The organism is Klebsiella sp. EMBS2024 (assembly GCF_036233805.1).
In the GTDB taxonomy this organism is placed as follows: domain Bacteria; phylum Pseudomonadota; class Gammaproteobacteria; order Enterobacterales; family Enterobacteriaceae; genus Klebsiella; species Klebsiella pneumoniae.
Window position 1 is genome coordinate 914423 of sequence record NZ_JAZARW010000001.1, and the last position, 14889, is coordinate 929311.

The window sequence follows — 14889 nt, forward strand, 5'->3', positions numbered from 1 at the left end:
ATAATCGATGTTGGTTAAACCGTAGGCCCGGTCGGCGCAGCGCCACCGGACAAAACCTAATCCAGACGCCGTTTGGTTTTCAGCCACGTCAGACCGATAAACATCACCGCCGACGCAATCAAAAACAGCACGTTGACCAGCAGCACCACCGGAATATTGCCCGCCAGAAACAGGCTTTGCAGAGTACTAACGAAATAGCGCGCCGGGATCACATAGGTCACCGCGCGGATCACCGCCGGCATACTGTCTATCTGGAAAATAAACCCGGACAGCATAATCGACGGTAAAAAGGCGGCGTTCAGCGCCACCTGCGCGGCGTTAAACTGGTTGCGGGTAATGGTTGAGATCAGCAGCCCCATCCCCAGGGTGCTGAGCAAAAACAGACTGGTAATGACAAACAGGATCGGCAGCGAGCCGCGATAGGGCACGCCGAGAATAAATACCGACACCAGCATACACAGCAGCATCGCCAGCATGCCGAGGAAATAGTAGGGAATGAGCTTGCACAGCAGCAGTTCGGCGCGGGTGATCTCCGTCGACAGCAGCGCCTCCATGGTGCCGCGCTCCCATTCGCGGGCCACCACCAGCGAGGTCAGTATGGCGCCGACCACGGTCATGATGATGGTGATCGCCCCGGGGATAATAAAGTGCTGGCTAATAGCCGCCGGGTTAAACCAGTAGCGCATCTGCACGTCGATCAGCGGTTCAAAGGTTTCGCCGCGGTCTTCCGCCCGCTGCTGCTGCCAGATTTGCCAAATACCTTCCACATAGCCCTGAGCGAAGTTGGCGGTATTGGGCTCGCTGCCGTCGGTGATGAGCTGCAGCGGTGCGTCGGCGCCGGGGCGGGNCATCTGGCGGTCGAAATCCACCGGAATGACCACCATGGCGCGGATGCGCCCGGCCTGCATCATCTCAATCAGCTGCCTGCGGCTGTCGCTGACGGTGGCGTCGATATAGGGCGAGCCGGTCATGGTATGGACGAAATCCAGCGCCTCTTCGCTCTGCTGCTCAAGCAATACGCCGACCCGCAGCCTGCTGGAGTCGAGGTTAATGCCGTAGCCGAAGATAAACAGCAGCAGCAGGGGGATCACCACCGCGATCAGCCAACTGCTGGGATCGCGCACAATCTGCCGGGTCTCTTTGACGCACAGGGCGCGGACCCGCCGCCAGGAGAGAATGCTATTGCCCATGGCTATTCTCCTTGTCCCAGCGGTTAATCAGGGTAATAAACGCCTGCTCCATGGTCGGGTCCGTCTGGCTGTCGTCCGCCGCCTGGGCTTTCAGCTCATCCGGGGTCCCGCTGGCGATAAGCTTGCCGTGATAGACCAGCCCGATGCGGTCGCAGTATTCCGCCTCATCCATAAAGTGGGTGGTGACCATTACCGTCACGCCTTTATCAACCATGCTATTAATATGTAGCCAGAACTCGCGGCGGGTGAGGGGGTCGACGCCGGAGGTGGGTTCATCGAGAAACAGAATATCGGGTTCATGCATCAGGGAGCAGGCCAGCGCCAGCCGCTGCTTGTAGCCGAGCGGCAGCTCGTCGGCGGCGTGGCGGGCGATACTTTCCAGGCCAAAGGCATCGCTCATCCGGGCGATTTTTTCATTTTGCGCCCGGCCGCGCAGGCCATAGACGCCGGAGAAAAAGCGCAGGTTTTGCTCGACGCTGAGGTTGCCGTACAGCGAAAATTTTTGCGCCATATAGCCCAGATGCTGGCGCGCCTTGCCAGAGCTGACCTTGAGATCCATTCCCAGCACCAGCGCTTTGCCGGAGGTGGGCACCAGCAGGCCGCACATCATTTTGAAGGTGGTGGATTTCCCGGCGCCGTTGGGGCCGAGCAGGCCGAAAATTTCACCGCGCTTAACCTGGAAATCGACATGGTCGGTAGCGGCGAAATCACCAAACTTTTTCGTTAACGACTGGGCTTCAATGACCGTTTCCTCTTTGCTGCCGTCAACGCGATGGATAATCGCCCCCAACGGCGATTCAGCGGTCCCGGCGCCGCCGAGCAGGTCGATAAACGCATCTTCAAAGCGCGGCGCGGTGTCGGCCACCTGCAGCGGCGGCATGTCGCCATGCTGCTGGACTTCCTCAATGCGCGCGTCCTTTTTCAGGATCAGACGCACCGATTTGCCCTGGATCACCCCGTCGCTAACCTGCGGCAGCTTCAGCGCCCGCTGCAGCAGGCGGCGGTTGTTTTCCTGCGGGCTGGAAACCAGAAAGCTGCGCCCGGCCATGGTTTGCGTCAGCGCCGTCGGCTCACCCTGGTAGAGCAGTTTGCCTTCGTTCATCAGCAGCACATCGCGACACTGCTCGGCTTCATCGAGATAGGAGGTGCTCCACAGGATCAGCATGCCGTCGCCGGCCAGCTCGTGCACCATCTGCCATAGCTCGCGGCGCGAGATAGGGTCGACGCCGACGCCGGGCTCATCGAGCAGCAGTACTTTCGGATCGCCCACCAGGGTACAGGCGAGGCCCAGCTTTTGCTTCATCCCGCCGGAAAGCTTGCCTGCCAGCCGTTCGGTGAATGGACCAAGAGAGGTGAACTCCAGCAGGCGGTCGAAAATTTTCTTCCGCGCCTCGCCGGTGACGCTGCGCAGGTCGGCGTACAGGGTCAGGTTTTCCATCACCGTCAGATCTTCATACAGGCCGAACTTCTGCGGCATATAGCCGAGCACCGCGTGCAGGGCGCTGTCGTCTTTTAGCGGGTCGAAGCCTATCACGCTGGCGCGGCCCTCATCAGGTTTGAGCAATCCGGCGAGCATTCGCATCAGGGTGGTTTTCCCCGCGCCGTCGGGCCCCACCAGCCCGGTGACGTAGCCGGCGCGGATCGTGCAGGTGAGCGGCGCTACCGCTGGCCTGTCCATACCGGGAAAACGGCGGCTCAGGCCGTTTAAGGCGATGACGGTCTCACTCATGTCCGTTCCCGTGGCTAAAGGAGATGGTCACCGGCATTCCCTGGCGCAGCGCGCCGTCGGCATCAGTCACCACAATGCGCAGACGGTAGACCAGATCGGTGCGCAGATCCGGGGTCTCGACGGTCTTCGGCGTGAATTCAGCGCTCGGCGAGACAAAACCGATTTTGCCGTGATAGGGCTTATCCGGCCGGCTGTCGGTATAGAGCAGCACTTCTTGTCCCGGCTGCGCCTGGCCGAGGTTTTTCTCGTCAACATAGGCGCGGACCCACACCGGATGCGTTAACGACAGCGTCAGTACGGTACCGCCGGCGTTGAGCATAGTGCCGGGCTCGACGGCGCGGGTCATCAGCGTACCGTCAGAAGGGGCGGTGAGCACGGTATCGTGCAGGTCCAGTTTGGCCTGGGCCAGCGCCGCCTGCGCCTGTTCCAGACTGGCTTTGGCCTGGGCAATCTCCTGCGGGCGGTTACCGGCGCGATACTGACGCAGCTTATCCTGCGCCGATTTGAGCGTTGCCTGCGCCTGATCGCGCGAGGAGCGGGCATTCTCCAGATCGTTGGCGGAAATGGCGCTGCTGGCGCGCAGCCCGAGCTGGCGCTGATAAAAGTTTTGCGCATAGTCGTAAGCGGCCTGCGCCTGTTTCACCGCCGCCGCGGCCTGGGCAATCTCTTCCGCGCGGTAGCCGGCCATCATCAGGTCATACTGCGCCTGGGCGGTGGAGACGTTGGCCTGGGCCTGCAGCAGGGCATTTTCATACGGCGCGCGGTCAAGCTCGCCGAGAGTTTGCCCGGCGCGGATGCTGTCGCCTTCGTCGACGGTCAGCGAGGCCAGCCTACCGCCAACGCGGAAGCTCATGTTGACGGTGCGGATATCGACATTGCCATACAGGGTCAGCGGCTGCTGCCGGCTGCTCTGGTACCACCACCAGCCGCCGCCCAGCGCGGCGAGAAGAATCACGATCAGCAGAATGACGACGACGGGTTTTTTCATCAGCCCAAACTCCTTTGCGATAACCCATGCAGGATGAAATCGATATGACAGGTAATGACTTCGAAAATCTGTTCCGTTTTTTGCGCGTCAAACTGCGTCCAGCCGGTGCGCAGCAGGATAGTTTNACGCCCGAGACGGAAAGCGAGCACCTCGCCCAGCAGGGCGTGGGTATGGAGGATCATTTGCGTATCACTGGCTTCGCAGCCGGTCCAGGCGGCAATCAGCCGGGTGAGATAATGGTGCAGGGGGGCAATCACCTGCTGGTGGATCAGATGGTAGGCGGCGGTCGGCGCCAGCTGCTCACGGGAAATGAATTTGCTTAGGTTAACCGTATCGTCCTGGGTGAGCAGCAGGATCATGTTGTGGCAGGCGCTAAGGATGAGGTCGCGGATCGCCTGGCGATCCGGCGCTTCCCCGGCAAGCAGGTGCTCCGCCGCTTCGGCCTGCGGGCGAAAATTGTCGCCGATAAAATCGGCGATCCACTGGGCGCAGGCAAGATACAGATCGTCTTTCGAGCCAAAATAATAGGTGATAGCGGCGATATTCTGCCCGGCCTGGGCGGCGATATCGCGGGTGGTGGCGTGCTGGCCGTACTCGCCAAACTGGGCGATAGCGGCCGCGATAAGCTGATTTTTTGCCTGTTCGCCTTTACTGGTCATCGCGCTCAGTAAAAATTAATCAATCGATTGATTAACTTTAGGCGCCGACTGGCGGTTTGTCCACCAGCCGGGATCAAATATGGAACCCTTCCTCTTTCAGCTCTCCGGCGACCCAGGCGAAGAAGCGCTGGACCTTCTCCTTCTGTTCATTAGCGTGGGGGAGGACGAAGTGGTGCGCGCCGACCGGCATGCTCCGCTCGTCGGCAAATACCGGCGTCAGCTGCCCCTGGCGCACGTGTCCGCCGGCCAGCAGATTGCTCTCGAGGATCACGCCCATTCCCATTCTGGCCGCCTCGATGCTCATATATGACCGGTCGAAATTAAAAATGAAGTTTTTATGCCAGCCGCGGACCTTGTGCCACGACAGCCAGTTGCTCCAGTTAATCAAGGTGCTGTCGGAGTGGATCAGATCGCAGGCCAGCAGATCTTCCACAGCCTGCACAGGATGGCTGGCTAAATAAGACGCTGCGCTGTAGGGCAGGACGCGCTCATTTTTAATGGTTCTGACCAGCAGCGTCGGCCACTGTGACAGCCCGTGACGAATATCGATATCAATATTATCCCGGGAGAACTGGATGCTTTCGTATGAACAGGTCAGGCTGATTTTTAACGCCGGCCACGCCTGGCGGAATTTATCCAGACGGGGCATCAGCCATAGCAGGCCGAAGCTCGGCGCCGAATGAATGCGTAAATAATCCTGATGGATATCGTTGATCACCTGGCTGGTGGCCTGGCCAATCATATTCAGCGCCCCGGAGACCTCTTTGAGATATTTTTCTCCCACCGCCGTTAACGTGACGCCTTTGCTGCTGCGGGAGAACAGTTTTTTCCCCAGAAAGTGCTCCAGGCTGGCTATCTGATGGCTGACCGCCGAGGCGGTAATATTGAGATTCTCTGCGGCCAGATTAAGGCTGCCGGTAGCGGCGACTTCAATAAAAGCCTGGATATTGCGTAAAGAGGGCATCGGCAGATTTTTATTGGGTAGCGGTTGGCTCATGGCGGCATCCTGCGCGGCGCGCGAATAAAAGAAAATAGCCAACAGCGTGGCGCAGCCGGGATGTACAGCATAGGGAAAAGCGAAAAAACAACGTTAATTTGTGATGGGCTTAACAATTTATCTTGTTAAAAGCGCGCAGGTCAGAAAACGCTAAAAATTTGCGGGAAGTCACTAACTCAATTTTTCTCAATCATAATTGAGGTTTTTTGAATACCGTTTCATTTTGGGGTTGTTATATTCCTCTCACAGGCCTGATAACAAACTGCGATGTGCTTGCATCGCAATTATAAAACACCTAACCACCTGTTTCGCTGGCGAAAAGCATTTATCTCTTGCTCCTGTATGGATAGTAAAACGCAGTGATCCGAAGCGGCAGCTTACAGCGAAGTGGATGAGGTATAAAACGAGGAAACCCTATGTCACGTATAGATACGCTGGTCTGTACTGACGCCAGGAAAACGAAATATCGTTTCGTGGTTTTGACGATGATTTTTCTGGTGTATGCCATCAATTACGCCGACCGAACGAATATTGGCGCGGTACTGCCTTTCATCATTGATGAGTTTCATATCAATAATTTTGAAGCCGGGGCCATCGCCAGTATGTTTTTCCTCGGCTATGCGGTAAGCCAGATCCCGGCCGGCTTTTTCATCGCCAAACGCGGTACCCGGGGGCTGGTGTCGCTCTCCATTTTCGGCTTCTCCGCCTTTACCTGGCTGATGGGCACGGTGAGCTCCGTGTTTGGCCTGAAGCTGGTGCGGCTGGGACTGGGGCTGAGCGAAGGGCCTTGCCCGGTGGGGCTGGCTTCCACCATAAATAACTGGTTTCCACCAAAGGAGAAAGCCACGGCAACCGGCGTTTACATCGCGGCGACCATGTTTGCGCCGATTATTGTGCCGCCGCTGGCGGTGTGGATTGCGGTGACCTGGGGGGGGCGGTGGGTCTTTTTCTCTTTTGCTATACCCGGAATTGTGGCGGCCATCGCGTGGTATCTGCTGGTCAAATCCAAGCCTGCTGAGAGCGGATTTGTTTCCCAAAGCGAACTGGCAGAGATTAATGCCGGGCGTGAAAGTCATAATAATAGCGTACGCGAAAATATCTTAATTGCCGAAAGATTCACCTGGCTGGATAAAATCATTCGGGTAAAGAAAATGGCGCCAATTGATACGGCGAAAGGCTTATTCACCTCAAAAAATATTCTCGGTGACTGCCTGGCGTATTTTATGATGGTTAGCGTGCTGTACGGATTATTAACCTGGATCCCCCTGTATTTAGTCAAAGAGCGCGGTTTCGATGTAATGAGTATGGGCTTCGTGGCCAGTATGCCGTGCATCGGCGGCTTTATTGGCGCGATCGGCGGCGGATGGGTTTCGGATAAGCTATTAGGCCGCCGGCGTAAACCCACCATGATGTTCACTGCGGTGTCAACGGTGGTCATGATGCTAATTATGCTGAATATCCCGGCCAGCACCCTGGCAGTTTGTATTGGATTATTCTTTGTCGGCTTTTGTTTAAATATCGGCTGGCCAGCCTTTACCGCGTACGGTATGGCCGTTTCGGATAGCAAAACCTATCCAATCGCCTCTTCCATAATTAATAGCGGCGGCAACCTCGGTGGATTTGTCGCGCCGATGGCGGCTGGTTTCTTGCTTGATAAAACCGGGAGTTTTAATTCTGTATTTACCTATTTTGGTATCTGCGCCGCCATTGGTTTGGTGGTGATTCTTTTCCTCGATGAACCACAATAACGGAAATATATCCTGTTAATTAATATGACGTAATGTCATGGAGTGAAACTATGTTATTAAAAGATAAAGTCGCCATTATTACTGGCGCGGCCTCCGCACGCGGTTTGGGCTTCGCGACTGCGAAATTATTCGCCGAAAACGGCGCGAAAGTGGTCATTATCGATCTCAATGGCGAAGCCAGTAAAACCGCCGCGGCGGCATTAGGCGAAGGCCATCTCGGCCTGGCGGCCAACGTCGCTGATGAAGTGCAGGTGCAGGCGGCCATCGAACAGATCCTGGCGAAATACGGTCGGGTTGATGTACTGGTCAATAACGCCGGGATTACCCAGCCGCTGAAGCTGATGGATATCAAGCGCGCCAACTATGACGCGGTGCTTGATGTTAGCCTGCGCGGTACGCTGCTGATGTCGCAAGCGGTTATCCCCACCATGCGGGCGCAAAAATCCGGCAGCATCGTCTGCATCTCGTCCGTCTCCGCCCAGCGCGGCGGCGGTATCTTTGGCGGACCGCACTACAGCGCGGCAAAAGCCGGGGTGCTGGGTCTGGCGCGGGCGATGGCGCGCGAGCTTGGCCCGGATAACGTCCGCGTTAACTGCATCACCCCGGGGCTGATTCAGACCGACATTACCGCCGGCAAGCTGACTGATGACATGACGGCCAACATTCTTGCCGGCATTCCGATGAACCGCCTTGGCGACGCGATAGACATCGCGCGCGCCGCGCTGTTCCTCGGCAGCGATCTTTCCTCCTACTCCACCGGCATCACCCTGGACGTTAACGGCGGCATGTTAATTCACTAAGCGAGGCAAACAGATGAAGATGACCGAATCACAAAAAGTCGCCGCGGCGGCGTGGCGTATTCGCCGTTACGCCCTGCAAATGGGGGAAGTGCAGGGGCAGGGCTATATCGGCCAGGCGCTGGGCTATGCCGATGTGCTCGCCACCGCCTTCAGCCATGCCATGACCTATCGCCCGGAAGATCCCGAGTGGGAGGGGCGCGATCGCTTCCTGCTCTCTCATGGCCATTACGCTATCGCTTATTATGCCGCGCTGCTGGAGGCGGGCATTATCCCGGAAGCCGAACTGGAAACCTACGGCTCCGACGACAGCCGCCTGCCGATGTCCGGCATGGCGACCTACACCCCGGGGATGGAGATGTCCGGCGGCTCGCTGGGGCAGGGACTGTCTATCGCCGTCGGCATGGCGCTCGGGCTGCGGCAGAAACAGAGTAAGGCCTGGGTCTACAACTCCATGTCCGATGGGGAGCTGGACGAAGGGTCGACCTGGGAGGCGGCGATGTCGGCGGCTCACTATGGCCTGAGCAACCTGATTAACCTTGTCGATGTCAACAAACAGCAGGCTGACGGCGATTCACGCAAAATCCTCGGCTTTGAGCCGCTGCAGGATAAATGGGCCGCCTTCGGCTGGTACGTACAGCGCGTGGACGGTAACGATCTGCCGGCGGTGATGGCCGCCTTTGACAACGCGAAAAGTTATTCCGGCAATCAGCCGCGGGTCATTTTATGCGACACGCTGATGGGCAAAGGGGTGCCGTTCCTCGAAACCCGCGATAAAAACCATTTTATTCGCGTCGATGCCGACGAATGGCAAAAAGCGATCGCGGTGCTGGACGCTAACAAACCGGAAGGAGTGCTGTAATGAGCCAGAGTCAACCCCGTTTAAAAACGTCGGCGATGATCGCCTCGATTGCTGATGAAGGCCAGGCGACCGTCCCTGCGCCCTTCGGCGTCGCGCTGTCAAAACTGGCGGCGCAGCGCCCGGACATCGTCGGCATGACTGCGGATCTGTCAAAATATACCGACCTGCATATTTTCGCCCAGGCCTTCCCGGATCGCTTTTTCCAGATGGGCATGGCCGAACAGCTGCTGATGGCGGCGGCAGGGGGGATGGCGAAGGAGGGATTTATTCCTTTCGCCACCACCTATGCCGCCTTTGCAACCCGTCGCGCCTATGATTTTATTCACCAGGTCATCGCCGAAGAGCATCTGAACGTGAAGATCTGCGCGGCGCTGCCGGGCCTGACGACCGGCTATGGCCCCAGCCATCAGGCCACCGAAGATCTGGCGATCATGCGCGGTATCCCCGGGATGGTTATCGTCGATCCTTGCGATGCGCTGGAGATAGAGCAGGCGGTACCGGCCATTGCCGATCACCAGGGGCCGGTGTATATGCGTCTGCTGCGCGGTAAGGTGCCGCTGGTGCTGGATAAATATGACTATCAGTTCGAACTGGGTAAGGCGAAGCTGCTGGAGGACGGCAACGATGTGCTGATTATCTCCTCCGGGCTGATGACCATGCGCGCGCTGGAGGCGGCTGAAAAGCTGCGGGCCGATAATATCGGCGTGGCGGTCCTGCACGTGCCGACCATCAAACCGCTGGATGAGAAAGCGATTATTGAACAGGCGTCGAAGCCGGGCCGCCTGGTGGTAACTGCGGAGAACCACACCGCGGTCGGCGGCCTGGGGGAAGCGGTGGCCGCGCTGCTGATGCGTAAGGGCGTACGCTGTGAGCTGGATAGCGTGGGGCTGCCCGACGCGTTCCTGTTAGCCGGCGCCCTGCCGACCCTCCACGATCGCTACGGCATCTCCACCGCGAAGATTGTCGAAAAAATTAAGTATCGTCTGCGTTAACCGCACTGCTATGACCCACTGGCCGCNGAGCGCGCTCAGCGGCCTTCTCATGCCCGCCAGCCAGGCGCGGTATTCTTTTGCAGATTTTATGCGGCCTGTCACAAAATCTGCTAGACTGCGCCCCTTCATGGCATTGTGGTTTTTGCCATCTCTTATCGCAATAATCTCCCTGAAAACTACGCCCTTCACCGGGCCGGGGCGGTTCGGAGTTGTTATGTCTTTTGATTCCCTTGGCCTGAATCCCGATATCCTGCGCGCTGTCGCTGAGCAGGGCTACGTTGAGCCGACCCCTATCCAGCAGCAGGCGATCCCGGCGGTACTGCAGGGCCGTGACCTGATGGCCAGCGCCCAGACCGGCACCGGTAAAACGGCGGGCTTTACCCTGCCGCTGCTGCAGCGCCTGATCCAGAATGAGCCGCACGCAAAGGGCCGTCGTCCGGTGCGCGCGCTGATCCTGACCCCGACCCGTGAGCTGGCGGCGCAGGTGGGCGAGAACGTCCGCGATTACAGTAAATACCTGAATATTCGCTCGCTGGTGGTCTTTGGCGGCGTGAGCATCAACCCGCAGATGATGAAGCTGCGCGGCGGCGTCGACATCCTCGTCGCCACCCCGGGCCGTCTGCTGGATCTTGAACATCAGAACGCCGTCAGTCTTGATAAAGTTGAAATCCTCGTGCTGGACGAAGCGGACCGTATGCTGGATATGGGCTTTATCCATGACATCCGTCGCGTACTGGCCAAACTGCCGGCGCGTCGACAGAACCTGCTGTTCTCGGCGACCTTCTCCGACGAGATCAAGGGCCTGGCCGAGAAACTGCTGCACAACCCGCTGGAAGTGGAAGTGGCGCGTCGTAACACCGCGTCCGAGCAGATCACCCAGCACGTCCATTTCGTTGACAAGAACCGCAAGCGTGAACTGCTGTCGCAGCTTATCGGCGAAGGCAACTGGCAGCAGGTGCTGGTGTTTACCCGTACCAAGCATGGCGCCAACCACCTCGCGGAACAGCTCAACAAAGACGGCATCCGCAGCGCGGCGATCCATGGCAACAAGAGCCAGGGAGCGCGTACCCGCGCGCTGGCCGACTTTAAATCCGGCGGCATTCGCGTGCTGGTGGCGACCGATATCGCCGCCCGCGGTCTGGATATCGAAGAGCTGCCGCACGTGGTGAACTACGAGCTGCCGAACGTACCGGAAGATTACGTCCACCGTATCGGCCGTACCGGTCGCGCGGCGGCCACCGGCGAAGCCTTATCGCTGGTGTGCGTGGATGAGCATAAGCTGCTGCGCGATATCGAGCGCCTGCTGAAAAAAGAGATCCCGCGCATCGCGATTGCCGGCTATGAGCCGGATCCGTCCATTAAAGCCGAACCTATCCAGAACGGTCGCCAGCAGCGCGGCGGCGGTCGTGGGCAAGGTCAGGGACGCGGCGGCCAGGGTCAGGGACGCAGCGGACAGCCGCGCAGCCAGAATAATGCCCCGCGCCGTCAGGACGGCGAGGCGCCGAAAGCGCGCACTCAGGACGGCAAACCGCCGCGCCGCCGTCGCCCGCGTAAACCGGCTGGCGAATAACACGCTGATGTCCGGGCCGCGATAACGCGCCCCGGCTCAGGCCCGTCTGTCCGCTACGCGGCGGCGGGCCTTTTTCTTTCCATTACACTATTTGTCGAGCAGGCTTCCACACTCCGCAGAAAGCAATACCTCCGGGCGGGCAAAAATGGCACAATAGTGGCTGTTTATACAGTATTCAGGTTTTCTCATGGCTTTGACCGCTGCGCTGAAAGCGCAAATCGCCGCCTGGTATAAGGCGCTTCAGGAACAGATCCCGGACTTTATTCCGCGTCCCCCGCAGCGGCAGATGATCGCCGATGTGGCGAAAACCCTTGCCGGGGAAGAGGGCAGGCATCTGGCTATCGAAGCGCCGACCGGTGTCGGCAAAACGCTGTCATATCTGATCCCGGGCATCGCCATCGCCCGCGAGGAACAAAAAACGCTGGTGGTCAGCACCGCCAACGTCGCCCTGCAGGATCAAATCTACAGTAAGGACCTGCCGCTGCTGCGTAAAATCATTCCCGACCTGCGCTTCACCGCCGCCTTTGGCCGCGGACGCTACGTCTGTCCGCGCAACCTGACGGCGCTGGCCAGCACCGAGCCGTCGCAGCAGGATCTGCTGGCCTTTCTCGATGACGATCTCACCCCGAATAATCAGGCGGAGCAGAAGCTGTGCGCGACCCTGAAGCAGGATCTCGACAGCTACCGCTGGGACGGCCTGCGCGACCATACCGACAAAGCCATCGACGATGGGCTATGGAGCCGGCTGAGCACCGATAAGGCCAGCTGCCTGAACCGCAACTGCCACTACTATCGCGAGTGCCCGTTCTTTGTGGCGCGGCGGGAAATTCAGGAGGCGGAAGTGGTGGTGGCCAACCATGCGCTGGTGATGGCGGCGATGGAGAGCGAAGCGGTGCTGCCGGAGCCGAAAAACCTGCTGCTGGTTCTCGATGAAGGCCATCATCTGCCGGACGTCGCCCGCGACGCGCTGGAGATGAGCGCCGAGATCACCGCCCCCTGGTTTCGCCTGCAGCTGGATCTATTCTGCAAGCTGGTGGCTACCTGCATGGAGCAGTTTCGTCCGAAAACCACGCCGCCGCTGGCCAATCCGGAGCGGCTCACCGCTCATTGCGAAGAGCTTTTCGAGCTGATTGCTTCGTTGAATAATATTCTCAATCTCTATATGCCCGCCGGTCAGGAAGCGGAGCATCGCTTCCCGATGGGCGAACTGCCGCAGGAGGTGATGGAGATCTGCCAGCGGCTGGCGAAGCTCACCGAGTTGCTGCGCGGCCTGGCGGAGCTGTTCCTGAACGATCTCAGCGAAAAGACCGGCAGCCATGACGTGGTGCGCCTGCATCGGGTGCTGCTGCAGATGAACCGCGCCCTTGGCATGTTTGAAAGCCAAAGCAAGCTGTGGCGCCTGGCGTCGCTGGCGCAGTCCTCAGGCGCGCCGGTAACCAAATGGGCGACGCGGGTGGTGCGCGATGGCCAGATCCACGTCTGGTTCCACTGCGTCGGGATCCGCGTCAGCGATCAGCTTGAACGGCTGCTGTGGCGCAGCGTGCCGCATATCGTGGTGACGTCAGCGACGCTGCGCTCGCTAAACAGCTTCTCGCGCCTGCAGGAGATGAGCGGTCTGAAGGAGAAAGCGGGGGACCGCTTCGTGGCGCTGGATTCGCCGTTCAACCACGTGGAGCAGGGGAAAATTATTATTCCTCAAATGCGTTATGAACCGCTGATGGATAACGAAGAGCAGCACATTGCCGAGATGGCGGCCTATTTTCGCCAGCAGGTGGAGAGCAAAAAACATCTCGGGATGCTGGTGCTGTTTGCCAGCGGGCGGGCGATGAACCGCTTCCTCGAGCATGTGACCGATCTGCGCCTGATGCTGTTGGTGCAGGGCGACCAGCCGCGCTACCGGCTGGTGGAGCTGCATCGCAAACGGGTGGAAAGCGGCGAGCGCAGCGTGCTGGTGGGTCTGCAGTCCTTTGCCGAAGGTCTCGATTTAAAAGGCGATCTGCTAAGCCAGGTGCATATCCATAAAATCGCTTTTCCGCCCATCGACAGCCCGGTAGTGATCACCGAAGGCGAATGGCTGAAAAGCCTCAATCGTTATCCCTTCGAGGTACAGAGTTTGCCCAGCGCCTCCTTTAATCTTATTCAGCAGGTGGGGCGTTTGATCCGTAGCCATAACTGCTGGGGAGAGGTGGTGATTTACGATAAGCGTCTGTTGACCAAAAACTATGGCGCGCGTCTACTGAACGCGTTACCTGTTTTTCCCATAGAGCAGCCGGGCGTTCCGGAGGTTATAGTAAAACGGAAAGCAAAACAGACAGCAAAACAGACGGGCCGTAAACGTCGCTGACGCCGGCGCGTGATGCACCAGGGGGAGCCATGGAGTACAGCAAAATTATAAAAGAGGTGGGTCGCGGTAAGAATCATGCCCGCGATCTCGATGAAGAGACCGCCCGTGCGCTCTACGCGCGGATGCTGAACGGCGAGGTGCCGGAGCTGGAGCTGGGGGGAATATTAATTGCCCTGCGCATTAAAGGCGAAGGCGAAGCGGAGATGAAAGGTTTTTACGCCGCGATGCAGCAGCATACGCTGCGCCTGACCCCGCCGGCCGGCAAGCCGATGCCGATCGTTATCCCCAGCTACAACGGCGCGCGCAAGCAGGCGAACCTCACGCCGCTGCTGGCGATGCTCCTGCACAAGCTGGGATTTCCGGTGGTGGTTCACGGCGTCAGTCACGATCCCACCCGGGTGCTGACCGAAACCATTTTTACCCTGCTGGACATTCCGGCCACCCTGCACGCCGGACAGGCTCAGGCGCAGTTGGAGGGCCATGAACCGGTGTATATCCCGGTGGGGGCCTTCTGTCCGCCGCTGGAGAAACAGCTGGCGATGCGCTGGCGGATGGGCGTACGCAACAGCGCCCATACCCTGGCCAAGCTGGCCACGCCGTTTGGCGAAGGGGAGGCATTGCGTCTCTCCAGCGTGTCGCATCCGGAATATGTTCCCCGGGTGGCGAACTTCTTTCGCGAGACCGGTGGCCGCGCGCTGCTGATGCATGGTACCGAGGGCGAAGTGTACGCCAACCCGCAGCGCTGTCCGCAGATCAGCCTGATTGATGAGCAGGGCGTGCGGGTGCTGTACGAACGCCAGACTGAGATGGCAGCGGAGGCGGTGGTCCTGCCGACCTCGAAAGACCCTGAGGTCACCGCGCGCTGGATTGAACGCTGCGTCGCTGGCGTCGAACCGGTGCCCAACTCGTTGAAGATCCAGCTTGCCTGCTGTCTGGTGGCCTGCGGGGAAGTCACCTCGCTGGAGCAGGGCCTCAGCCTCGTCAACGACTGTTGGTGATCGGATCTGCAGGAT

13 protein-coding genes are annotated in these 14889 nt (G+C 59.0%); 8 read left to right on the forward strand and 5 right to left on the reverse strand.

Going from position 1 to position 14889, the window contains the following annotated elements; translation table 11 throughout:
* Positions 1 to 56 precede the first annotated feature (56 nt).
* The 5 genes from VZP09_RS04220 to VZP09_RS04240 form a co-directional block, all read right to left on the reverse strand.
* Positions 57 to 1190, reverse strand: a complete 1134-nt coding sequence (locus tag VZP09_RS04220; RefSeq protein WP_328794917.1) for an ABC transporter permease — start codon at positions 1188 to 1190, stop codon at positions 57 to 59.
* The gene (locus tag VZP09_RS04225) at positions 1180 to 2919 is read right to left on the reverse strand and encodes an ATP-binding cassette domain-containing protein (RefSeq protein ID WP_017880322.1); all 1740 of its coding nucleotides are present in this window, start codon (positions 2917 to 2919) and stop codon (positions 1180 to 1182) included. The genes VZP09_RS04220 and VZP09_RS04225 overlap by 11 nt, the downstream gene beginning before the upstream one ends.
* Complete coding sequence (gene hlyD, locus VZP09_RS04230) at positions 2912 to 3907, reverse strand: secretion protein HlyD (protein ID WP_002895745.1); 996 nt, start codon at positions 3905 to 3907, stop codon at positions 2912 to 2914. The genes VZP09_RS04225 and hlyD overlap by 8 nt, the downstream gene beginning before the upstream one ends.
* Complete coding sequence (gene cecR, locus VZP09_RS04235; RefSeq protein WP_328794918.1) at positions 3907 to 4566, reverse strand: transcriptional regulator CecR; 660 nt, start codon at positions 4564 to 4566, stop codon at positions 3907 to 3909. The genes hlyD and cecR overlap by 1 nt, the downstream gene beginning before the upstream one ends.
* A gap of 73 nt (positions 4567 to 4639) precedes the next feature.
* A complete protein-coding gene (locus VZP09_RS04240; RefSeq protein WP_004179102.1) occupies positions 4640 to 5563 on the reverse strand; it encodes a LysR substrate-binding domain-containing protein in 924 nt (307 codons plus the stop codon).
* On the opposite strand from VZP09_RS04240, the gene VZP09_RS04245 reads away from it, so the two are divergent.
* The 8 genes from VZP09_RS04245 to ybiB all read left to right on the forward strand — a co-directional run bounded on the left by VZP09_RS04245 (position 5555) and on the right by ybiB (position 14874).
* Positions 5555 to 5692, forward strand: coding sequence for a hypothetical protein (locus tag VZP09_RS04245; RefSeq protein WP_032424177.1), 138 nt, complete (start codon positions 5555 to 5557; stop codon positions 5690 to 5692). The two genes, VZP09_RS04240 and VZP09_RS04245, sit on opposite strands and share 9 nt — an antisense overlap.
* A gap of 287 nt (positions 5693 to 5979) precedes the next feature.
* Positions 5980 to 7311, forward strand: coding sequence for an MFS transporter (locus VZP09_RS04250; RefSeq protein WP_109231926.1), 1332 nt, complete (start codon positions 5980 to 5982; stop codon positions 7309 to 7311).
* A gap of 50 nt (positions 7312 to 7361) precedes the next feature.
* Positions 7362 to 8111, forward strand: coding sequence for an SDR family NAD(P)-dependent oxidoreductase (locus VZP09_RS04255; protein ID WP_002895750.1), 750 nt, complete (start codon positions 7362 to 7364; stop codon positions 8109 to 8111).
* Between the two features lie 13 nt (positions 8112 to 8124).
* Complete coding sequence (locus VZP09_RS04260; RefSeq protein ID WP_002895753.1) at positions 8125 to 8970, forward strand: transketolase; 846 nt, start codon at positions 8125 to 8127, stop codon at positions 8968 to 8970.
* A complete protein-coding gene (locus VZP09_RS04265) occupies positions 8970 to 9962 on the forward strand; it encodes a transketolase family protein (RefSeq protein WP_004176778.1) in 993 nt (330 codons plus the stop codon). The genes VZP09_RS04260 and VZP09_RS04265 overlap by 1 nt, the downstream gene beginning before the upstream one ends.
* Positions 9963 to 10176: 214 nt before the next feature.
* Positions 10177 to 11532, forward strand: a complete 1356-nt coding sequence (rhlE, locus tag VZP09_RS04270) for an ATP-dependent RNA helicase RhlE (protein WP_004151702.1) — start codon at positions 10177 to 10179, stop codon at positions 11530 to 11532.
* A gap of 187 nt (positions 11533 to 11719) precedes the next feature.
* A complete protein-coding gene (gene dinG / locus VZP09_RS04275; protein WP_004147693.1) occupies positions 11720 to 13876 on the forward strand; it encodes an ATP-dependent DNA helicase DinG in 2157 nt (718 codons plus the stop codon).
* A 29-nt stretch (positions 13877 to 13905) separates the two neighbouring features.
* On the forward strand, positions 13906 to 14874 hold the full coding sequence (ybiB, locus tag VZP09_RS04280; protein WP_060568449.1) for a DNA-binding protein YbiB: 969 nt from the start codon (positions 13906 to 13908) through the stop codon (positions 14872 to 14874).
* Positions 14875 to 14889 lie beyond the last annotated feature (15 nt).